The 21,113-nt window shown below is 33.2% G+C and carries 21 protein-coding genes; 10 read left to right on the top strand and 11 right to left on the bottom strand.

Annotated elements, in window-relative coordinates; genetic code table 11:
* Window positions 1-10: 10 nt before the first annotated feature.
* The 3 genes from VP395_RS09210 to VP395_RS09220 all read right to left on the bottom strand — a co-directional run bounded on the left by VP395_RS09210 (window position 11) and on the right by VP395_RS09220 (window position 1,697).
* The gene (locus tag VP395_RS09210) at window positions 11-748 is read right to left on the bottom strand and encodes a lysophospholipid acyltransferase family protein (protein ID WP_346241695.1); all 738 of its coding nucleotides are present in this window, start codon (window positions 746-748) and stop codon (window positions 11-13) included.
* Between the two features lie 26 nt (window positions 749-774).
* Entirely contained in the window at window positions 775-1,164 is a 390-nt protein-coding gene (locus VP395_RS09215; RefSeq protein WP_346241696.1) for a hypothetical protein, read from the bottom strand.
* 122 nt (window positions 1,165-1,286) lie between these two features.
* Window positions 1,287-1,697, bottom strand: a complete 411-nt coding sequence (locus tag VP395_RS09220; protein ID WP_346241697.1) for a BrxA/BrxB family bacilliredoxin — start codon at window positions 1,695-1,697, stop codon at window positions 1,287-1,289.
* A gap of 226 nt (window positions 1,698-1,923) precedes the next feature.
* Between VP395_RS09220 and VP395_RS09225 the strand changes: the two genes are divergently transcribed.
* A complete protein-coding gene (locus VP395_RS09225) occupies window positions 1,924-2,664 on the top strand; it encodes a TerB family tellurite resistance protein (RefSeq protein ID WP_346241698.1) in 741 nt (246 codons plus the stop codon).
* Between the two features lie 50 nt (window positions 2,665-2,714).
* Complete coding sequence (locus VP395_RS09230) at window positions 2,715-3,167, top strand: DUF1569 domain-containing protein (RefSeq protein ID WP_346241699.1); 453 nt, start codon at window positions 2,715-2,717, stop codon at window positions 3,165-3,167.
* Between the two features lie 55 nt (window positions 3,168-3,222).
* Here the strand turns inward: VP395_RS09230 and VP395_RS09235 are convergent, their stop codons facing one another.
* A complete protein-coding gene (locus tag VP395_RS09235) occupies window positions 3,223-3,462 on the bottom strand; it encodes a hypothetical protein (RefSeq protein ID WP_346241700.1) in 240 nt (79 codons plus the stop codon).
* Between the two features lie 360 nt (window positions 3,463-3,822).
* On the opposite strand from VP395_RS09235, the gene VP395_RS09240 reads away from it, so the two are divergent.
* The gene (locus VP395_RS09240) at window positions 3,823-5,154 is read left to right on the top strand and encodes a DUF4403 family protein (protein WP_346241701.1); all 1,332 of its coding nucleotides are present in this window, start codon (window positions 3,823-3,825) and stop codon (window positions 5,152-5,154) included.
* A gap of 7 nt (window positions 5,155-5,161) precedes the next feature.
* On the opposite strand, the gene VP395_RS09245 is transcribed toward VP395_RS09240, so the two are convergent.
* From VP395_RS09245 to VP395_RS09255, 3 genes are read right to left on the bottom strand one after another with little or no spacing between them, the layout of a single operon-like run.
* The gene (locus VP395_RS09245) at window positions 5,162-5,710 is read right to left on the bottom strand and encodes a hypothetical protein (protein WP_346241702.1); all 549 of its coding nucleotides are present in this window, start codon (window positions 5,708-5,710) and stop codon (window positions 5,162-5,164) included.
* 32 nt (window positions 5,711-5,742) lie between these two features.
* Window positions 5,743-6,465 carry a toxin-antitoxin system YwqK family antitoxin gene (locus VP395_RS09250; protein ID WP_346241703.1) on the bottom strand — a complete coding sequence of 241 codons (723 nt, stop codon included), beginning with the start codon at window positions 6,463-6,465 and terminating at the stop codon, window positions 5,743-5,745.
* A 3-nt stretch (window positions 6,466-6,468) separates the two neighbouring features.
* Entirely contained in the window at window positions 6,469-7,500 is a 1,032-nt protein-coding gene (locus VP395_RS09255) for a S66 peptidase family protein (protein WP_346241704.1), read from the bottom strand.
* A 192-nt stretch (window positions 7,501-7,692) separates the two neighbouring features.
* Between VP395_RS09255 and metG the strand changes: the two genes are divergently transcribed.
* The 6 genes from metG to VP395_RS09285 all read left to right on the top strand — a co-directional run bounded on the left by metG (window position 7,693) and on the right by VP395_RS09285 (window position 14,718).
* On the top strand, window positions 7,693-9,792 hold the full coding sequence (gene metG, locus VP395_RS09260) for a methionine--tRNA ligase (RefSeq protein ID WP_346241705.1): 2,100 nt from the start codon (window positions 7,693-7,695) through the stop codon (window positions 9,790-9,792).
* A gap of 32 nt (window positions 9,793-9,824) precedes the next feature.
* On the top strand, window positions 9,825-10,343 hold the full coding sequence (locus VP395_RS09265; protein WP_346241706.1) for a ferritin: 519 nt from the start codon (window positions 9,825-9,827) through the stop codon (window positions 10,341-10,343).
* A gap of 341 nt (window positions 10,344-10,684) precedes the next feature.
* Window positions 10,685-11,149: an META domain-containing protein gene (locus VP395_RS09270; protein WP_346241707.1), complete on the top strand. Its 465-nt coding sequence runs from the start codon at window positions 10,685-10,687 to the stop codon at window positions 11,147-11,149.
* Window positions 11,150-11,321: 172 nt separating this feature from the next.
* Window positions 11,322-11,792, top strand: a complete 471-nt coding sequence (locus VP395_RS09275; RefSeq protein ID WP_346241708.1) for a lipocalin family protein — start codon at window positions 11,322-11,324, stop codon at window positions 11,790-11,792.
* Between the two features lie 10 nt (window positions 11,793-11,802).
* Complete coding sequence (locus VP395_RS09280) at window positions 11,803-12,507, top strand: YiaD family glycine zipper/OmpA-like lipoprotein (RefSeq protein WP_346241709.1); 705 nt, start codon at window positions 11,803-11,805, stop codon at window positions 12,505-12,507.
* 84 nt (window positions 12,508-12,591) lie between these two features.
* Complete coding sequence (locus VP395_RS09285; protein ID WP_346241710.1) at window positions 12,592-14,718, top strand: Tex family protein; 2,127 nt, start codon at window positions 12,592-12,594, stop codon at window positions 14,716-14,718.
* A gap of 5 nt (window positions 14,719-14,723) precedes the next feature.
* Here the strand turns inward: VP395_RS09285 and VP395_RS09290 are convergent, their stop codons facing one another.
* The 4 genes from VP395_RS09290 to VP395_RS09305 all read right to left on the bottom strand — a co-directional run bounded on the left by VP395_RS09290 (window position 14,724) and on the right by VP395_RS09305 (window position 17,296).
* Window positions 14,724-15,683, bottom strand: a complete 960-nt coding sequence (locus tag VP395_RS09290) for a calcium/sodium antiporter (RefSeq protein ID WP_346241711.1) — start codon at window positions 15,681-15,683, stop codon at window positions 14,724-14,726.
* Window positions 15,684-15,799: 116 nt separating this feature from the next.
* The gene (locus VP395_RS09295; protein ID WP_346241712.1) at window positions 15,800-16,303 is read right to left on the bottom strand and encodes a hypothetical protein; all 504 of its coding nucleotides are present in this window, start codon (window positions 16,301-16,303) and stop codon (window positions 15,800-15,802) included.
* A gap of 98 nt (window positions 16,304-16,401) precedes the next feature.
* Window positions 16,402-16,746 (bottom strand): hypothetical protein, encoded by a 345-nt coding sequence (locus tag VP395_RS09300; RefSeq protein WP_346241713.1) that lies wholly within the window; start codon window positions 16,744-16,746, stop codon window positions 16,402-16,404.
* Between the two features lie 118 nt (window positions 16,747-16,864).
* Window positions 16,865-17,296: a tellurite resistance TerB family protein gene (locus VP395_RS09305; protein WP_346241714.1), complete on the bottom strand. Its 432-nt coding sequence runs from the start codon at window positions 17,294-17,296 to the stop codon at window positions 16,865-16,867.
* A 421-nt stretch (window positions 17,297-17,717) separates the two neighbouring features.
* On the opposite strand from VP395_RS09305, the gene mfd reads away from it, so the two are divergent.
* Window positions 17,718-21,071 (top strand): transcription-repair coupling factor, encoded by a 3,354-nt coding sequence (gene mfd / locus VP395_RS09310; protein WP_346241715.1) that lies wholly within the window; start codon window positions 17,718-17,720, stop codon window positions 21,069-21,071.
* Window positions 21,072-21,113: the final 42 nt, after the last annotated feature.

Here is a 21,113-nt window from a genome sequence, read left to right on the forward strand (position 1 = left end):
TTATGTTTTTTTAATGATTTATACTGAGTTTAATAGTCGTTTCTACGCTATTAATAAGTTCTTCTTTGTTTACAAAGGTACTAACTTTTAAAGGCTTATGCACGGTAAAAGTTATATGTGTGCCTATTCCCATGGGGAATTTGCCATATTTTAACATTTTCCAAGAATTGTTTATGGTAATTGGAACCACAAGTGCCGATGGAATTTTTTTAAATAGTACTTCTAAGCCTTTGGTTTGAAAAGGTTTAGGTTCTCCGTTTTTACTTCGGGTTCCTTCTGGGAAAATAACGGCTGAACGCTTGTTGGCTTCAATATATTCGCCAAATTTCATGAGGGCAGGTAGCGATTGTCTTGGGTTTTTTCTGTCAATTAAAGCAGCACCTCCATGTCTTAAATTATAAGAAACGCTAGGAATGCCTCTTCCTAATTCTATTTTGCTAATAAATTTAGGGTGGTGTTTGCGCATGTACCAGGTAATGGGGTATATATCGTGTAAACTTTGGTGGTTGGCAACAATTATTAAAGGTTGGTTGGTGTCTATATTATGAGGATTGCTAAACGTAAAACGCGTGCCTAATATATTAGCACAGCGCATGAGGCAAAATTGTAAAGCATCAACACTTTTTTTATGTGCCTGATAACCTAATACATTAAAACAAAACCACTGAATGGGATGAAATATGACCAGTGTTAAAAAAAAACACAGATAGTAAAGAACACTTATGGGATATGATACTAATTTTTGCATATCCCAAAAATAAACAAAAACAGGTTTTAATAAATAGGGATGCAGGTGTTATTTTCGCAATTTAAACTTGTTGGTGGTGAGGCGTAGGCGCAATCGGAAAAAACACCCCATTTTTTATTGAAATCAGACTCTTTTTTATTGTGTGACTCAACCATTTTTTCAAGTTTTTCTGTATTTATAGAAGTTGAATACACGAGATAACTCCATGGACCACCACAAGGTTTACTGCCCAAGGCAATAAATTTGCATTCAAAAGTTTCGTTACAAATTGAAGTAGCAGCCAAATCTTCAATCGCTTTTTTAGATGTATTTAAAGCTTGTTGTTCTATTTCTTGGGTTGAAGCCTCATCATCTTCACATTGAAACGCCATAAAAAGCAAGCATATTATAAATAGAAATGGGAGTAACTTTTTCATCTGTTTATTTTATTGTTAGATGAACGTTTATCTAAAAGGTTGCGTAATAAACCAAAAAACCCACGATTATATCATGGGTTAGTTTTATGTTTCAGTCTTCGATCTCCCGTCATCTATATTTTTTAGCAATACTCATTATAAGCATCGGTAAGGTTTTCTGCAATTAATTCTGCAGGTCTGCCTTCAATGTGGTGACGCTCTAACATGTGTACCAATTCGCCATCTTTAAATAAAGCCATACTTGGCGAACTTGGAGGAAATGGTACCATATAACCACGAGCAGCATCAACAGCTGCTTTATCAACACCTGCAAAAACTGTAACAATGTGGTCTGGGCGTTTTGCATTTTGTAAACTCATTCTAGCACCTGGGCGTGCATTAGCCGCCGCACAACCACAAACCGAATTAACCACAACCAATGTAGTTCCTTCTTTAGCTAAAGCAGCATCAACAGCCTCGGCAGTATGTAATTCTTCAAAACCAACTTTGGTTAAATCTTCTCGCATTGGTTTTACTAATTCTGCTGGATACATATTTTTTAAATTTTAATAATTAACAATTTTAGATTGCAAAGATACAGAAAAGTATTTAGTTAGTAGTCGCAGTTTATAATCACAGTTTACAAATGATTCTTGAAATTTTTCAAATTAACTGTCAAATCAACAACATATGCTTAGCAATACACATCAAAGTAACAAATCACAATAAAACTCAACTAACATTGGTATATTTGAGGCCTGTAAAAACAAAAAAAGATACATGAGTTTTTCAAAATGGATTGGTGCTGCATTAGGATGGTCGTTTGGTGGACCTATTGGTGCTATATTAGGATTAGCCTTAGGAAGTTTGGTTGATGGCATATCTAACGGTAATGGAAGTGCCGTTTATACAAATAACCCACAAGAACGCCCGCAAACGCAACCAGGTGATTTTGAAGTGAGTTTACTCATTTTAGCATCCATCGTAATAAAAGCCGATGGCAAACAAGACCAACGCGAACTGGATTTTGTTCGCCTTCAATTTGTGAATATGTATGGTAAAGAGCGCGCAAACCATGCTTTTAAGTTGTTTAAGGAAATAAATAAACAGCAAAATATCTCTACGAAGCAAGTGTGTTTTCAAATTAAACAGATGATGCAACATCCTTCACGCTTGCAACTCATTCATTTTTTATTTGGTATTGCTAATGCTGATGTGAAAGTAACCAATGATGAAGCGCATCAAATTTTTACCATAGCGGGGTATTTAGGTATTAGCCATAATGATTATGAAAGTATCAAAGCCATGTTTTTTAAAAGCACCGATAGTGCTTATAAAATATTGGAGATTGATAAAGCGGCGACTAACGACGAGATTAAAAAGGCCTACCGTGCCATGGCTAAAAAATACCACCCCGATAAAGTTATTCATTTAGGGGAAGAGCACCAAAAAGGTGCAGAAGAAAAATTTAAACAAGTGCAGGACGCCTATGAGCAATTGCAAAAGGAACGTTTGTTTTAAGGTTATTTTTTTATATTTATAGCTGTTAAATATAAAAGTATTGAAACACCATGATAAACATCTTCGACATTAACGAAACCAATGCGGTTATCATAAGAATTAACAGCCTAAAACCAGATGCATTGCCATTATGGGGTAAAATGAGCGTTGATAAAATGTTGGCACATTGTAATGTGGCTTACGAAATGGCATTAGAAGATGTGCATACTAAACCAACTGGGTTTAAAAAAATTATGCTAAAATTATTTGTAAAGCCTATTGTTGTAGGTAATAAACCATATAAACGAAATAGCAGAACAGCTCCAGAATTTTTAATAACCGATGAGAGAAATTTTGAATTGGAGAAAGTAAGACTCATCAACTATATTCTGAAAACAATAAGTTTGGGGGAAGATTATTTTCATAACCGTGAATCTCATTCTTTTGGAAAACTCACCAAGACACAATGGAATAACATGTTTTACAAACATTTAGATTATCATTTATCTCAATTCGGCGTATAAAAAAACCACCCAAAATAATATTGGATGGTTTTAAAATAGTTTATAAGTCAATATACTACTTGCTTATATATACTTTATCGTTACTATCTTTTGAAAAAACGTAAACAATTTTTTTGTCAGCGTTCATGTAAACTGATTTTAATTCCCAACCTTCACTTTTTGAAGCCTCTAATAGGCATTTACGTACGTCTGGATTGTAAAGATTTAAATCTGAATTGATAATAGTGTCGGCATTCACGTTTATAGATAGTAAAATCATCATTGCTGCAGCTAATAATTGTAATTTTTTCTTCATTTGGAGTCTTTTAAGGGATTATTTTAAATTTAATCGCAAGGATAAAGCATTATTTAATAAAACTTTAAAATAATAGACGATTGATGGCTATTAATCGTTGTGTTTATCGTTTTTAAAAAGATAGAGGTATAATCAATATTTTTCACAATCTATAATGTTAATAACAACAATATATAAATCCTGCTTTATGAGCACAAATAAAAGAACTTTTTAATGCAAAAATATTTTATAACATAAATTCAATCTCTTTAATTACATTAGCCGCCAAAAAAGGATTGAAAAATGGTTAAATTTGTGTTGTGTTTTTTCGTATTTATGTACCTCATTATTAACACTTCATGCGCTTCAAAACAACAGCTTATGACACTAAAACCAGAACCCGAAGAGTCTACGCCCTTGGTGTTAGAGCATGTGCCGTCGTTTATAAATGTTCCAGTTAGTGTGAAGTTAAAAGACATTGAGAACCAAATCAATGCCATTTTGAAAGGTTTGATTTATGAAGACAAAACTATTGAAGACGATAATATTGAAATAAAAGTCTGGAAACAAGCGCCTATTAGCATTCAAAACGATCGTATTTCAGCCAACGAACGCATTAAAACAGTGCTCCCTCTAAAAGCAGTTATAAAATACCGGATCGGTACACAAACCATGGGAGTTAATTTGTATAAAACCAGCGAATTTAATTTGAATGGGGTTGTGACATTAATTAGCGATATTGGGCTATCTAACTGGAAATTAAAATCTAAAACACGCATAACTAATTTAGAGTGGAAAGAAAGCCCATCTATGGTTGTTTATGGCAAAAATATACCCGTAACCTATTTGGTTAACCCTGCCATAAAAATATTTAGAGGGGATATTGAAAAGAGCATTGACGATGCTATTGAAGCATCTATGGATTTTAAACCAAATGTGCTAACTGCTATCGAAAAATTAACGGTGCCATTTAAGATGAACGACAATTACGAAAGCTGGCTTAGAATTGTACCCATTGAAATTTACAGTACCGATGCCCAATTAAAAAACGACAAAGTGCTGCTTCAAATGGGTATGAAATGTAACATGGAGACCGTAATTGGGCAACAACCCGTGTCAAAATTCGATGCTAAAAACATTGTCTTAAAGCCAGTAGCTAAAATGCCGAACCATATTACTTCAAACATTATAGGCATATCAGCTTACCAAGATGCGTCAAAAATCATGACCAAAAATTTCTCTGGTCAAGAGTTTGGTTCTGGCTCAAAAAAAGTAACGGTAAAAAAAGTGGATATTTGGCATAAAGAGGGTAAAATGGTCATTGCTTTAGATGTGCAGGGCTCTGTAAATGGGACTATGTATCTAACAGGTATGCCGCAATACGACGCTTTAAAGAAAGAAATTTATTTTAACGATTTGGATTATGTTTTAGATACCAAAAGCAAATTGTTGCGTACTGCCAATTGGTTGGCAAAAGGATTGATACTTAAAAGAATTCAAGAAAATTGTAGATACTCCATTCAATCTAATTTAGATGAAGGTAAAAAAACCATGTTAAGTTATCTTGGTAATTATTCGCCAATTCCGGGTGTTTTTGTAAATGGAAACATGGAAGATATCGATTTTCAAAAAATAGAATTAACCAACAATGCTATTTTGGCATTTTTAAAGGTTAAGGGAACCATAAGTGTTACGGTTGATGGGTTAAAATAATATTTGCTTATTTCTTTTTCATTTTTACATGAATAATTCCATCATAGCTTTTATCTGGGTATAGTTTTTTAGAGGCTTCATCTTTAAGTACGTCAACACTATCTATATCATTTGGATTTATTGATTTAATTACTTCAGAAGTAACTTGTTTCCCATCAACTAAAAACAAAATATTTTTATTATCTATATCAGAATTTTCAGAATTTGTGTCCTTGCTAGCAACTTCTGGTGTCGTTGTTATTAACATAACACCACCTTCAGCAAAATCACCATAAATACGCATTCCAACTTCTTTTTTTAAAACATCTATTTTTTTAATGTCAGATTTTACTAATTCTAGTTTGTTTTCTTTTAATTCAAAATTATATCTAAAAGGTTTTCCATCTACCACTATAATAGGCTTATTTGATGAAATTTCACCTTTTGCCTTAGACTCATTTATTTTACTAATTAAGAAATTTTTATCAGCTTTATTCTGGTCATTAAGAACATAACGACTTGTAGAACAATTATATACAAGTAATACTATTAAAAGTAATTTTACTGGTTGATTCATATGCTAAATTTTAAATATTAATTTTAAAAAAGTTAATATGGTTTTATTTGGATGATAAATTTACCGTTGTCGTAATGTATGTTATTTATAATATTTGAAGCAGAATCATAGGATACAGATTTACCATCTAAAACACCATTCTTATAATTCCATTCGTATTTAATTTCACCACTTTTGTAGTACTCCTTAGTAATACCATTTAGTTTTTCATCTAAATAAAGCCATTCATACCTAATTTCACCACTTTGATAGTATTCTAAAGAAATTCCTTCTGGCATTCCATCTAGGTAGCTAAAATCGTTTTTAAGTTCACCAGTTTTATAATAAGCTTTACCACTTGTTACTTTGTCTTCCTCATAAATCCATTCCATTTCAATTTCACCAGTATCATAAAATTGAAAAGCTTTACCACTTCTTAAATCGTTAGAATAATTAAAAGTTTGAAATAATATTTCATTTAGAGAATAAGTTTTTCTGCCTGTTAATATATTTGAATTATAAATCCATATGGATTTTGTTCCATCTGTGTTATATTCTGTTGTTTCGCCTTCTAATTTATTTAGTTTGTAATTCCAAATATATTTTAACTTACCATTTTTTGAATACTCATTTGTAATTCCATGATATTGATTTTTAAATTTTTGTATTTCAAATTTTAACTCTCCTGTATCATAATATGTTTTTTCAATAGATGTTTTTGAAGAATTACAACTAAATAATATAAAAATACAAACTAGTATAATGGATTTGTACATTATTTAATTGCGGAATAATATTTTAGATTTTTCCTTTTCAACTGTCATTTCAACAGTTCTTCCCAAAATCAAAGCCCTATTATCTTTTTCATGACCAGCAGGCATATTAAAAGCAATTGGAAAGCTGTATTCAGCCAAAGCATCTAAAATAAGTTGCTCTACAGATACACCCCAAGCAGTTGTGTTTCGCCTTACTTTAGTAATGTTACCTACCAAAACACCTTTGCAATCATCAAAATATCCTGCGCGTTTTAAGCTTTGAAGCATACGGTCTATATGGTATTCATATTCGCCAATTTCTTCAATAAATAAAATTTTTCCAGCTGTATTAATACTGGTTTTAGAACCCAACATGGTATGTAAAATAGTTAAATTACCTCCAACCAATTGCCCAGATGCAGTACCTGCTTTATTGTACTCCAATCCTTCTAAAGTATAGGTTATTTGGGTTCCAAAAAGCGCATCTTTAAAGGTGGAAATAGTTTCTTTTATAGTTTCATTGTTGTCTTGTAAACTGGTACACATCATGGCATGCAAACTCTCAAAACCTTCATTATGGACTTGGTTGTGGATAGCCGTAATATCAGAATACCCAATAACCCATTTAGGGTATTTTTTAAACTTAGAATAGTCAAGTTTATCTAAAATACGCACCGCTCCATAGCCACCTCTGGCACACCAAATGGCACTAATTTTTGGGTCGTCCATCGCTTTTTGAAAATCCTCTCTACGTTCATCATCGGTTCCAGCAAAGTGGTTATTTTGGTTAAATACGTTTTTCCCAAGCACCACATGCAAGCCCCAACTTTTAAGTAGGTTTTTAGCTTGTTCAACTTCGGTAGTTCGGTTTCTTAAAATGCCAGATGGGGCAACAATAGCAACAGTATCGCCGGTTTTTAAATAAGGTGGACGTATCAATGTAGTAGTTTTGTTAAAGGTTGTGTTTTGAGCCGATATTGTTGTATTACCGGAGAAAAAAATAGCACAAAGTAGGATTGTAATTAATGAGATTCTAGACATAATGTAAATGTACATTTTTTTTCTAAATCGCAGTCAAATTGTGTACTTTTGCGGCTTATAAAAGTTATATGTTTTTTGTCTCCTCGAGCATTATTGAAATCAAAATATATTTTGATTGAAGATACGAACGCAGTTCTTGAGAGGTTTTAAAGCACGAATATTAAATTAGGTCTCGACTGCGCTCGACCTGACAATAGTTAAAAAAAGATGAATAAACCAAAAAGATACACCATAACCTCTGCATTACCTTATACCAATGGGCCTATTCACATTGGGCATTTAGCAGGTGTTTATGTGCCAGCTGATATTTATGCACGCTATTTGCGTTTAACAGGGAACGATGTGGTTTTTATTGGAGGTAGCGACGAACATGGTGTGCCTATTACTATAAAAGCAAAAAACGAGGGTGTTTCTCCGCAAGATGTGGTAGATAAATACCATGCTATTATTAAGCAATCGTTTGAGGAATTTGGTATTTCGTTTGACAATTACTCACGTACTTCGGCTAAAATTCATCATGAAACGGCTTCGGAATTTTTTAAAACTTTATATGATAAAGGCGATTTTATTGAAGAAACTACCGAACAATTATACGACAAAAAAGCTAATCAGTTTTTGGCGGATAGATTTGTTACAGGAACTTGTCCTAAATGTGGCAATGAAGAAGCTTATGGCGACCAATGTGAAAAATGTGGAGTAAGTTTAAGTGCTACGGATTTAATTAACCCAAAATCGGCGTTAACAGGAAATGTGCCTACTTTAAAAGAAACCAAACACTGGTTTTTGCCTTTAGATAAGCACGAAGCTTTTTTACGTGAATGGATTTTAGAAGGTCATAAGAAAGATTGGAAACCGAATGTTTATGGACAAGTAAAATCTTGGATAGACGATGGTTTGCGCCCTCGAGCAGTAACCCGTGATTTAGATTGGGGTATACCAGTGCCGGTTAAAGGTGGTGAAGGTAAAGTACTATATGTGTGGTTTGATGCGCCAATTGGTTATATTTCATCAACGAAAGAATGGGCGCAGCGTGAAGGAAAAGATTGGGAACCTTATTGGAAAAGCGACGATACCAAATTAGTTCATTTCATAGGAAAAGATAATATTGTATTCCACTGCATTATTTTCCCTGCGATGTTAAAAGCGGAAGGCTCTTATATTTTACCAGATAATGTGCCAGCAAACGAATTTTTAAATTTAGAAGGCAATAAGTTGTCAACTTCAAAAAATTGGGCGGTTTGGTTACCAGAATACTTGAAAGAATTTCCAAATCAGCAAGATGTGTTGCGTTACGCATTAACAGCCAACGCACCCGAAACTAAGGATAATGATTTTACTTGGAAAGATTTTCAAGCAAGAAATAATAACGAATTGGTTGCTATTTTTGGTAATTTCATAAATCGTGTTGTAGTATTAACTCATAAATTTTATGAAGGAATTGTTCCTGCTCCCAATGCTTTTTCTCAAGTAGATGAAGAAACATTGGCAGCAATTAAAGCATATCCAGAAGTTATTTCAAGTTCTATTGAGCGCTATCGATTTAGAGAAGCTCAACAAGAATTAATGAATCTTGCACGTCTTGGAAACAAATATTTAGCTGATGAAGAACCTTGGAAAGTGGTAAAATATGATGAACCACGTACCCAAACCATTATGTATGTGGCGTTACAAATAGCTTCAGCTTTGGCAACATTAACCGAACCGTTTTTGCCGTTTACTTCAACAAAGCTTAAAGGTATTCTTAATTTGAAACCGAAACAAAATAATGGAAACGCTAGTCATGCCGAGCTTGTCGAAGCATCTCAGTGGTGTGATGTTTCAATTAAAAAAGTATTGCTTCCAATTGGTCATCAAATTGTAAAAGCCGAATTATTATTTTCTAAAATTGAAGATGAAACCATTCAATTTCAGTTAGATAAGTTGAAAGCCAGTAAAAAAGCAAACGAAGCTGCTAATAAAGTAGTAGAACCACTAAAAGACACGATTACTTTTGATGATTTTACCAAATTAGACATTCGTGTTGGGACTATTTTAGAAGCCGAAAAAATGCCAAAAGCGAAGAAGTTATTGGTTTTAAAAGTGGATACAGGTATTGATGTACGCACCATAGTTTCTGGCATAGCTGAAAGTTTTACGCCAGAAGAAGTTGTTGGTAAACGTGTAACCGTTTTAGCCAATCTTGCTCCTAGAGATTTACGAGGGGTTGAAAGTCAAGGCATGATATTAATGACCGAAACTGCGGAAGGAAAATTAGTGTTTGTAAATCCTGATGATGCAACTGTTCCAAATGGATTGCAGATAAGTTAGTTATTTCTTAACTTTACAAAAAACCTAAAATTATGTTATCAAAAAATATAGAAAAAACACTTAACGGTCAGATTAAAATAGAGGCGGAATCGTCTCAAATTTATTTAGCAATGGCATGTTGGGCAGAAGTAAAAGGTTTAGAAGGTGTTGCGGGTTTTATGTACAAGCAATCTCAAGAAGAACGCGATCACATGTTAAAATTGGTAAAATATGTTAACGAACGTGGTGGGCATGCACAGGTTTCAGCACTTGCAGCACCAAACGTAACCTTCAAATCGTTTAAAGAAATGTTTGAAGAACTTTATAAGCACGAAGTTTTTGTTTCAGACAGCATAAACGAATTAGTACATATAAGTCTACAGGAAAAGGATTATTCAACGCATAACTTTTTACAATGGTATGTTGCTGAACAAATAGAAGAAGAAGCTATGGCGCGTACTATTTTAGATAAGATAAACTTGATTGGCGACGATAAAGGTGGCTTGTATTTGTTTGACAGAGACATTGTTAACTTAACAGTAAATTCAGCATCAACTACAAGTTCTCAATAATTTTAACAATTAATTTTATTTAGATTCAATAAAAATAATTATTTTTGCCCGGTCATTTATTTATAAACAAGTCTCTTGGGTAAGAAGAAACAAAAAAAGGCGCTTAAAAAACTTGAAAAGGCTGGAATTAAACTTCCAAGTAAAGTAAAAAGTAGCTGTTGTGAAAAATATAAGAAAAGTGAAAATAAGCGCTGTGGTAAATGTCCTTGCTTCGATTTGCTTAAAAAAGTGGCTTAGTTTCCTTAAGAAAAACCTCAATCTTAACAATTTTATAAAAGCAGATTTCATTTCAAAAATGGTCTGCTTTTTGCTTTTTTCAAAAAAATTAATTAAAAAAAATAATGAAATCATTTGTCTTAGATGTTTTTACAATACTTGTGCTATTTAGAAGTTGTAATACTTCTAAAAAAATGACCCATAAAAATTCTAATGACCAATCACCCGAAATGAATATAACAAAAGAACCTGTTTCCATCGAAAATACTAAATGGAAATTAGTAACACTGATGGCGAATGATGTTAGGGGTGAAAACGCATTCGTCACATTTTCTTCTAAAGATAATGAGGTTTTTGGGAAAGGGAGATGTAATAAATTTAATGGGATTTACCAACTTAAAGAAGGCTACCAAATAAAACTGTCTAAAATGGCAACCACTTTAATGGCATGTGCTGATATGGAAGTTGAAAGCCAATTTATGGAAGTTTTAGAGAACGTAGACAACTATTCGCTTAACGGAAATACCATGACTTTAAATAAAGCAAGAATGGTACCTTTGGCTATTTTTGAAGCAGTCGAAATAGATTAAGATTTAATTTTTTTTATGGTGAAACTAGCTAAGTAGTTAAGAGGTTTATTGAAACAGGTTCCCTAATCTACAAGCTACGATAAATGGTAATTTTATAATCAAAATTGATAATTTTATAATAAAAATATAAAAATAGAGTTGCACCTTTGTATTGTTATTAAATTTAAAATTTATGAAAAAGTTAATTATATTGTTCGTTGCAGTAAGTTTGTTAAGTTGCGGAGCTTCTAAAACCGTAAGGATTTCAAAAAAGGTTATTAAAGGCGATTGGGTATTAAACTCAATTACATATAATAAGTCAGGAACTTTTAACACCACCTTGCTTAACGATGCTTCTAAAGCTTGTTTTGAAGGGAGTACATGGCAATTCATTCCTAATAACAACACAGGGGTTTATACTATTAATGATGCTAGTTGTGCTACAGGAGAAAGACATTTTGTATTCACTATTCAAGAAGTAGACGCTGAAACAGGTTTGTATGATTTTTTGCTTAAGCCTACCAACGAAAAACAAAAATCGGATACCAATCAAGGATTCAGATTAAAACTTTCTGCACTTTCAGATACTGCCATGCAGTGGCAACAAACCGTAAATGTAAGCGGTAGCTCACTTACTATAAATATGAATTTTTCTAAGTACTAAAATTAATCAAATGAAAACAATTATAAATAAAACAGGAATTTTACTTTTTACAGTCGTTTTAACTTTAAGTTTAACCAACTGTAAAGCAGTTCAAAATGCAAATAACAAACAAAAAGGAGCGGTAATTGGAGCTACAGGCGGAGCTATTTTAGGAGCCATTATCGGTAATAATGTAGGCAAAGGTGGTAATGGTGAATTAGGTGCTGTTATTGGCGGTGTTGTTGGGGGTACTGCAGGAGTACTTATTGGTAATAAAATGGATAAACAGGCTCAAAAAATTGAAGAAGAAATACCTGGTGCACAAGTAGAGCGTGTTGATGATGGTATTGTAGTAACTTTTGATGAAGGCAGTGGCGTGTATTTTGATACTGCCAAATACAATATTAATACAGCATCACAAACCACTTTGAATAAGCTAATTGCAGTTTTTAAAGAGTATCCAGATACTAATTTGCTTGTTGTAGGGCACACCGATAGCCAAGGAGCTGAGGATTATAACATGACGCTTTCTAAAAATAGAGCTTATGCAGTAACCAATTATTTAACCCAAAAAGGTATTTCTAGCGGAAGACTTACAACCAATTGGTTTGGTGAAACTCAACCAATTCACGACAATGCTACAGCAGCAGGACGTGCTAAAAACAGACGTGTAAACGTAGCTATTTTGCCAAATGAGAAAATGATTCAAGACGCAAAAAATCAAGCAGGAAATTAATTATTTATCTATATAAATTTGTGTAAATCTCGTTTTCAATGTTAATTTGAAAACGAGATTTTTCATTTAATATAAACTAACTTAATGAATCCATTATTAAATTACATAGTTTCCCACACCCAACTTTCTGAAGTTTCTATTAAAAACACGGTTGAATTATTAAATGAAGACTGCACCATTCCGTTCATTTCTCGTTATAGAAAAGAGCGTACAGGTAATTTAGATGAAGTTCAAATAGGCGATATTGTAAAATTTAAAGAACAATTTGAAGCTTTAGAAAAACGAAAAACGGCTATTTTAAAAGCTTTGGAAGACCAAGACGTTTTAACTCCAGAATTAAAACAAAAAATGGAGACGACCCAAGACTTAACAACTCTTGAAGATTTATACCTACCATTTAAGAAAAGCCGAAAAACTAAAGCCGAAGTTGCCAGACAAAATGGTTTGGAACCATTGGCAAAAATTATAATGAGTCAAAATGTAAACAATATAGAATCGGTAGCATATAAATATGCACAAGGTGAAGTAAAGTCGGTTGAAGATGCCTTAGAAGGCGCACGCCACATCATTTCGGAATGGATAAATGAGCGTACCGATATTCGGAACAACCTCCGCCAGCAATTGGAACGTTTTGCAATGATTTCCACGAAAGTGGTAAAATCAAAACAAGACGATGAAAACGCCCAAAAATTTAGAGACTATTTTGAATGGGAAGAGTCTTTAAGTCGCATTCCTTCTCATAGATTGCTTGCCATTTTAAGAGGTGAAAGCGAAGGGTTTATAAAATTTAAAATTGATATTGATGATAACAAAGCAATAATGAAAATTGAAGACAGAATTATTCGTTCAAACAATGAGTGTTCAGAACAAATTCAATTAGCTGTTCAGGATGCTTATAAACGCTTGTTGCTACCATCATTAAGTAACGAAGCGTTGCAAAATACAAAAGCAAAAGCCGATAAAGCTGCGATTTCAGTATTTGCAAAAAATTTAAAACAGTTGCTTTTAGGCTCACCTTTAGGAGAAAAACGGGTACTCGCTATCGATCCTGGTTTTAGAACCGGTTGTAAAATTGTGTGTCTAGATGCGCAAGGTGGTTTGTTATATAATGAAACCATCTATCCACATCCACCAAAAAGCGATACAATTGGCGCGATGAAAAAAATAAGTTCGTTAACTGAAGCATATCAAATTGAAGCGATTGCTATTGGAAACGGCACAGCATCAAGAGAAACCGAAGCTGTTATTAGAAGAATTCATTTTAAAAACAATGTGCAAGTATTTGTGGTGAGCGAAGCCGGTGCTAGTATTTATTCGGCATCAAAAATTGCACGCGATGAATTTCCTAATTACGATGTAACTGTGCGCGGTTCGGTGTCTATTGGTAGAAGGCTGCAAGACCCCTTGGCAGAATTGGTAAAAATTGATGCCAAATCTATTGGTGTAGGGCAGTATCAACACGACGTGGATCAAACCAAACTTAAAAAAGAATTGGATGTGGTGGTTGAAAGTTGTGTAAATGCCGTTGGTGTAAACCTGAATACAGCTAGTACAAGCTTGTTAAGCTATGTGTCTGGTATTGGACCAAAACTAGCAGAAAATATTGTAGCTTTCCGTGATGAAAATGGAGCATTTACTTTTAGAAGCGATATTAAAAAAGTGCCACGGTTAGGAGGAAAAGCTTTTGAGCAAGGAGCGGGTTTTCTAAGAATTAAAGACCCTATAAATCCCTTAGACGATTCTGCAGTGCATCCTGAAAGTTACACCATTGTTGAAAAAATGGCGAAAGACTTAAGCAAGCATGTGTCCGATTTAATTGGAAACAAAGACCAACTTCAAAAAATAGATTTAAAAAAATATTGTACCGATTCGGTGGGTTTGCCTACACTTCAAGACATTGTAAGCGAATTGGAAAAGCCGGGTTTAGATATTCGAGAGCAAGCAAAAGTATTTACTTTTAATCAAAATATAAAAACCATTAACGATTTGCACGAAGGGCAATTACTTCCTGGGATTGTAAACAACATTACCAATTTTGGTTGTTTTGTTGATGTTGGAATTAAGGAAAGTGGATTGATACATGTATCTAATTTGTCCGATTCTTTTGTTTCAGATGTGAATGAGCATGTAAGCCTTCACCAGCAAATTATAGTAAAAGTATTGGAGGTTGATATTCCGCGAAAGCGTATTCAATTGAAGTTGCATAAATAAATTAATCAAACCTCATTACTTATAAGATAACTTGTGTAAATTATAAATGTGATTAACAAAATGGCTGCTTCCCATCTATCAAGTTTTTTTATTTTTCCGGTAAACATAGCTATAAATAAAAAAATTGTGCCAGCTATTAATAAATATAAATCTGTATTAAAAGCCTTAGAATATTGAATTGGTCTAACAAAAGCACTCATTGAGAGAATTAAAAAAATATTGAATATGTTAGAGCCAATTATATTTCCTATGGCAATATCACTGTTCTTTTTTACGGCAGCTACTACTGAAGTTATTAATTCTGGTAAAGATGTGCCTGCAGCTATAATGGTTAATCCAATAACTTTTTCGCTTATACCTAAATTTGTGGCAATGCTAATAGCGTTATCTACAACCAATTTGCCACCTAATACAAGACCCGTGAGACCGACTAAAATAAATGCCCAAATTTTTAATGTTGAAATTTCTTGAACGTATTTAGTTTGCTCTTCAGGTTTTACTTTGCTCAATTGCATGTATATATAAGCAAGAAATCCAATAAATAGGGAAAATAACACGAAACCATCCCATCTGGTAATTTTAAGGCTTTCACTTAAAAAGAAATCATTAGATAGAATAAGTAATATACATGTGCCAAAAAGCGAAATGGGAATTTCTTTCCATACAGTTGAAGATTGCACTGTAATGGGAAAGATAAAGCCTACAAGCCCTAAAATCATAAATAAATTGAAATTATTGCTTCCAATAATGTTACCCAAAACTATATCAGAATGATTTTCATAAGAAGCCACTGAATTCACTATAAGCTCTGGAGCCGAAGTGCCAAAAGCAACAATCGTTAATCCGATGGCTAAATCTGGAATATTGTTCCTTTTGGCAAGAATAGATGCTCCATTTACTAGCCAATCAGCTCCCTTAATTAAGAGTACAAAACCTAGTAGCACAAAAAAAGCAGAGAAAAGCATGTTAATAAGACTTATAGGTTACACGTGATTTTTCAAAATTATAAAACTTGTAGACTTTTTATTTACTAATGGATGAGTCGTTTAAAATAAAAATTGTCATGCTTAACAAGAAAAACTTAAGAAGCTATTTTCAACGCCTGCTGTACTGAGATAGCATTAACAATTAGTTTGTGCCATTTTTCAATACGTTGTAATTCAAAATCTTCGGTTAAATCATCATCAATATTAAAAAAGGCAATAATTAGGTTGGGTCGAGCCGATGACTTGTAAACAAATTCCAAATCTAAACTTTTTAAGAACAGCGATTTATTCGCACCATTATTATGGTTTTTAATAATACTGCACTGTTTAATTTCGTTTAAGTTAATATCGCTAACAACACTGGGTTTCTCTGAGCTAAATTTTATGTATGTTAAAATTGTATTGTTATTAGTAATGCCAATGAAATTTTTGCGCCAAATCTCTTGAGGGTCGTAAACCAATCCTTTGCTTTTTATTAAAGCATTGGCTTGTTTTTTTATGCTAACGGTATTTTTTACGCCATTATAAATAAATAGCATAAATGGAACGAATACGCTTAAAACCAAAAGCGTAGAAATAATTATTAATGAAGTTTTCATCTTGTATGTTTTTTTAATTAATTTTTTCTGAATAGATAAACTCACCATTAAGCTTTTTTAATGGCTGTTTTAGTTAAATACAATAAAAAAATTAATAGCTACAAGAATGAATGAAATGGATAAATAATACTTCGTGTGGTTAAATTTAAATCTAGAAAATCGCAAACCTTTAAATAGTGTAAATCACTTTCATAAACCGTTTCATTTAAAAAGTTTTTAGCGTAAAAATGATTTGGTTTGGTTGGCTCTTTTTCCTTGTCAAAACGAACTAATTCTTGAAAAGAATTATCGGTAGTGATGGCTAGGGCATTGAAAGAGTGATCAATTTTAACCTCATGTGTAGGCGTAATTTTTTTTAAAGCTAAATCACCTTCCGGTTTGGAAAGAAACAAGGTGAATAAACTTAACGCAAGCGTTAAAAGCAAACTGTTAAACTTTAGCATTTTAATTAAAATTACAAAGTGTAAATGTATAAATAAAGCCTGTTAAAAAACAATAAATTTTAAAAACAAAAAATGCGAACCTTTTAGCTCGCATTTTATATGGAAAAACAAGTGTGAATCACTTGTTCATGTTTTTCATTTCTTCAATAAAAGTGTCTAAATCAACACCATTACTTACCAAAGTTAAAGCTTTATCAACAACGTATTTTACATTTTCAGGATGAAACCCTAAACCAATACTAATTTTTCTAAGTAAAATTTCTTCATTATCGCCTTTAATATGGTCTACATAAACCATACGGGCCAAATCATACAAACGTTCCAAACGTCTTTCGTAATCGTGTGGCGGGTTAATAGGATGCGATTTATAATCTTGTAAAATTATTTTATAATCTCCTTCACTAATATCTAAATTACGAGCTAATCGGTCTAAAAAAGCTTTTTCTTCCTCTGAAATAACACCATCATCCATCGCTACACGTACAATAGCTGCAAAATGATCTTCATTACGCTTTTTAAATCCACTATCAAATAAATCTGAAAACGACATATCTTTTTTGTTTTAAGTGTGCAAACCTACATATTTTTTTCGTTTTTTTTATACTTGACAAAGTGAAAAAAACATTAAAATAATTCCTTTTATCTAAGTTAGTCAATAAAAATCATTTTTAAAAATCTATTAAAACCCTTTTTTGTGCATTCCCCCTTAGGCGTGGTCACGCTTTCCATTTCAATCTTTTTAAAATGTGGCATTTTCAATATGCAGGGTGTGCAATAATTAAAATGCACCAAAAACCCAAGGTAAAAGAGTCTGTATTTTAAAAAGGATTTCCATTGCAATCGCTAATGCAAATACCGAACAGGGCATCAACCAATAAGTTAATAAAAAAAAACATTGACGAATTTAAGGTAAATCATTTCAAAAATAATTCTAAACAGTATCTTTGCACTTTTAAAAACCCTATTATTAGGTGAGTAAAATGATCCTTTCTCAAACCTACACACAGACTTTGCAAACGCAAAATCTGAAAAATGCTATTGCCCAAACCAAGAGTAGAACATATTTAAAAGGACTTACGGGTTCCTCATTTTCATTTGTAATATCGAGTATTTTTAATCAAAATGAATTACCTTTTTTACTCGTTTTTAACGACAAAGAAGAAGCTGCTTTTTATTTAAACGATTTAGAACAACTTTGTAGCGATAAAGATGTGTTGTTTTACCCAGGTAGTTACCGCAGGCCTTACCAAATTGAGGAAACCGATAACGCCAATGTGTTATTGCGATCCGAGGTTTTAAACCGTATCAATTCCCGAAAAAAACCAGCCATCATTGTTACGTATCCCGATGCACTTTTTGAGCAAGTAGTTACCAGAAAAGAGCTGGAACGAAACACCTTAAAAGTATCAATAAACGATAAACTATCTATCGATTTTGTAAACGAAGTACTGTTCGAATACCAATTCAAACGTGTTGATTTTGTAACCGAACCTGGTGAATTTTCAGTACGCGGTGGTATCGTAGATGTATTTTCGTTTTCAAACGATGAGCCTTATCGTATCGAGTTTTTTGGAGATGAGGTTGATAGTATTAGAACGTTTGATGTGGAAACACAACTTTCCATAGAGCAAATCAAAAAAATTAACATCATCCCCAATGTTGCTAATAAATTGCTGCAAGATAGCAGACAAAGTTTTTTGCAATACATGGCGCAAAAAACGGTAGTGTGTTTTAAAAATGTCGATTTGTTTTTTGCAAGAATAGACGATTTCTATGCAAAAGCTGAAGACGCTTTTAAAATTTTATCCTCAGAAATTAAACATGCACAACCCGAAGAATTATTCTGTAATTCAACCCAATTAAAAAGGCAATTATTAGATTTTTCAATTGTTGAATTTGGAAGTTCTGCTGTCATGTCGAGCGCAGTTGAGACATTGCATGTTATTGAATTTCATACCACCCCACAACCATCTTTTAACAAACAATTCGATTTGTTAATTGAAGATTTAAATACCAATTACGATAAAGGATATACCAATTATATAGCCTGCGTTAGTGAACAGCAAGCTAAACGATTTCACGATATTTTTGATGATTCGCATCTAGAAGTGAAGCCTTATAAAACCATTGTGCTTTCCTTACATCAAGGGTTTATAGACCACGACAACCAAATTGTTTGCTATACCGACCACCAAATTTTTGAACGTTACCATAAGTTTCATGTGAAAAATGGCTATGCAAAAAAGCAAGCCATCACTTTAAAAGAGCTTACCAATTTAGATATTGGTGATTATGTTACGCATATCGACCATGGTATTGGGCGTTTTGGCGGACTTCAAAAAATTGATGTTGAAGGTAAAAAACAAGAAGCCATTAAATTGGTTTATGGTGAGCGCGATGTGCTGTATTTAAGCATTCATTCCCTTCATAAAATCACCAAGTTTAATGGTAAAGACGGTAAGCCACCAAAAATTTACAAACTTGGTAGTACCGCATGGAAAACCCTTAAAGAGAAAACAAAAACTAGGGTTAAACATATTGCTTTTAATCTTATAAAACTTTACGCTAAACGTAAAACAGAAAAAGGCTATCAATACAACCCCGATAGCTATATGCAACACGAGTTGGAAGCCTCTTTTATTTATGAAGATACACCCGACCAAAGTACCGCAACTGCCGATATTAAAGCCGATATGGAAAGTGAACGCCCCATGGATAGACTCGTTTGTGGTGACGTAGGTTTTGGTAAAACGGAGGTTGCTATTCGAGCTGCATTTAAAGCGGTAGATAATGGTAAACAGGTCGCCGTTTTAGTGCCAACTACGATTTTGGCATATCAACATTCCAGAACCTTCGCTGAACGTTTAAAAGATTTCCCGGTAACGGTAGATTATGTAAATCGCTTTAGAACCGCCACAGAAAAACGTGAAACCCTCGAAAATTTAGAAAACGGTAAAGTCGATATTATTATTGGTACGCATCAATTGGTAAATAAATCTGTAAAATTTAAAGATTTAGGTTTGCTTATTGTAGATGAGGAGCAAAAATTCGGTGTCGCAGTAAAAGAGAAACTGAAAACTTTAAAAGATAATGTGGATGTGTTGACTTTAACGGCAACGCCCATACCCAGAACACTTCAGTTTAGCTTGATGGCGGCGCGCGATTTATCGGTTATTACCACACCACCACCAAACCGCTACCCTATTGAAAGTCATGTCATTCGTTTTAGTGAAGAAACCATTCGTGATGCAGTAAGTTATGAAATTGAACGTGGCGGACAAATTTTCTTCATTCATAATCGTATTGAAAACATTAAAGAAGTTGCAGGTTTAATTCAGCGTTTGGTGCCCGATGCCAAAGTTGGTGTTGGACACGGGCAATTGGATGGTAAAAAGTTAGAAGAACTCATGCTGTCTTTTATGAATGGTGCTTTTGATGTATTGGTTAGTACCACCATTGTTGAAAGTGGCTTGGACGTACCCAATGCCAACACCATTTTTATTAACAACGCCAATAATTTTGGATTGAGTGATTTGCATCAAATGCGTGGTCGTGTTGGGCGAAGCAATAAAAAGGCATTTTGTTATTTCATCACCCCAGAATATTCGGCAATGACCGATGATGCCCGAAAACGTATCACCGCTCTAGAACAGTTTACAGAATTAGGTAGTGGTTTTAATATCGCAATGAAAGATTTAGAAATTCGTGGTGCTGGCGATTTATTAGGGGGTGAACAAAGTGGTTTTATAAATGAAATTGGTTTCGATACCTATCAAAAAATATTAAATGAAGCCATTGAAGAACTTAAAGAAAACGAGTTTAAAGATTTATATGAAGACAATGCTATTGAAAAAGTATATGTAAAAGACGTTACCATTGATTCGGATTTTGAATTGCTATTTCCAGATGATTACGTAAATAACATTGCAGAACGTTTAAGTTTATATACAAAACTTAATGACGTAAAAACCGAAGCAGAATTACAAAAGTTTGAAGCAGAATTAATAGACCGTTTTGGAGAATTACCAAAACAAGTAGCCGATTTACTTAATAGTGTTCAAATAAAATGGATTGCTACTAAAGCAGGGTTTGAGAAAATAGTAATGAAGCAAGGGAAACTAATCGGATATTTTATAAATGACCAACAAAGTAGTTTTTACCAAAGTAGTAACTTTACACGTGTATTACAGTTTGTGCAATCAAACTCAAATACCTGTAAAATGAAAGAGAAACAAACCCGAAACGGGTTGCGTCTCATGCTAACTTTTGAAAATATTAAATCAGTAAAACAAGCCTTAAATGTATTACAACCTATCATGGTGTAATTATTGTGTTTAAATAAATGAAACCTCAAAGCTTTGAATCTT

It is taken from the genome of Mariniflexile soesokkakense (genome assembly GCF_039650365.1).
Classification (GTDB): domain Bacteria; phylum Bacteroidota; class Bacteroidia; order Flavobacteriales; family Flavobacteriaceae; genus Mariniflexile; species Mariniflexile soesokkakense.

What these genes read in the sequence shown, in the direction of transcription:
- VP395_RS09290 (WP_346241711.1), bottom strand. Translation starts at nt 15,683, where the DNA reads ATGCTTTTCTCTGCTTTTTTTGTGCTACTAGGTTTTGTACTCTTAATT.
- VP395_RS09295 (WP_346241712.1), bottom strand. Translation starts at nt 16,303, where the DNA reads ATGAAAACTTCATTAATAATTATTTCTACGCTTTTGGTTTTAAGCGTA.
- VP395_RS09285 (WP_346241710.1), top strand. Translation starts at nt 12,592, where the DNA reads ATGAATCCATTATTAAATTACATAGTTTCCCACACCCAACTTTCTGAA.
- VP395_RS09300 (WP_346241713.1), bottom strand. Translation starts at nt 16,746, where the DNA reads ATGCTAAAGTTTAACAGTTTGCTTTTAACGCTTGCGTTAAGTTTATTC.
- VP395_RS09240 (WP_346241701.1), top strand. Translation starts at nt 3,823, where the DNA reads ATGACACTAAAACCAGAACCCGAAGAGTCTACGCCCTTGGTGTTAGAG.
- VP395_RS09210 (WP_346241695.1), bottom strand. Translation starts at nt 748, where the DNA reads ATGCAAAAATTAGTATCATATCCCATAAGTGTTCTTTACTATCTGTGT.
- metG (WP_346241705.1), top strand. Translation starts at nt 7,693, where the DNA reads ATGAATAAACCAAAAAGATACACCATAACCTCTGCATTACCTTATACC.
- VP395_RS09225 (WP_346241698.1), top strand. Translation starts at nt 1,924, where the DNA reads ATGAGTTTTTCAAAATGGATTGGTGCTGCATTAGGATGGTCGTTTGGT.
- VP395_RS09265 (WP_346241706.1), top strand. Translation starts at nt 9,825, where the DNA reads ATGTTATCAAAAAATATAGAAAAAACACTTAACGGTCAGATTAAAATA.
- VP395_RS09270 (WP_346241707.1), top strand. Translation starts at nt 10,685, where the DNA reads ATGAAATCATTTGTCTTAGATGTTTTTACAATACTTGTGCTATTTAGA.
- VP395_RS09250 (WP_346241703.1), bottom strand. Translation starts at nt 6,465, where the DNA reads ATGTACAAATCCATTATACTAGTTTGTATTTTTATATTATTTAGTTGT.
- VP395_RS09215 (WP_346241696.1), bottom strand. Translation starts at nt 1,164, where the DNA reads ATGAAAAAGTTACTCCCATTTCTATTTATAATATGCTTGCTTTTTATG.
- VP395_RS09235 (WP_346241700.1), bottom strand. Translation starts at nt 3,462, where the DNA reads ATGAAGAAAAAATTACAATTATTAGCTGCAGCAATGATGATTTTACTA.
- VP395_RS09255 (WP_346241704.1), bottom strand. Translation starts at nt 7,500, where the DNA reads ATGTACATTTACATTATGTCTAGAATCTCATTAATTACAATCCTACTT.
- VP395_RS09275 (WP_346241708.1), top strand. Translation starts at nt 11,322, where the DNA reads ATGAAAAAGTTAATTATATTGTTCGTTGCAGTAAGTTTGTTAAGTTGC.
- VP395_RS09280 (WP_346241709.1), top strand. Translation starts at nt 11,803, where the DNA reads ATGAAAACAATTATAAATAAAACAGGAATTTTACTTTTTACAGTCGTT.
- VP395_RS09220 (WP_346241697.1), bottom strand. Translation starts at nt 1,697, where the DNA reads ATGTATCCAGCAGAATTAGTAAAACCAATGCGAGAAGATTTAACCAAA.
- VP395_RS09305 (WP_346241714.1), bottom strand. Translation starts at nt 17,296, where the DNA reads ATGTCGTTTTCAGATTTATTTGATAGTGGATTTAAAAAGCGTAATGAA.
- VP395_RS09230 (WP_346241699.1), top strand. Translation starts at nt 2,715, where the DNA reads ATGATAAACATCTTCGACATTAACGAAACCAATGCGGTTATCATAAGA.
- VP395_RS09245 (WP_346241702.1), bottom strand. Translation starts at nt 5,710, where the DNA reads ATGAATCAACCAGTAAAATTACTTTTAATAGTATTACTTGTATATAAT.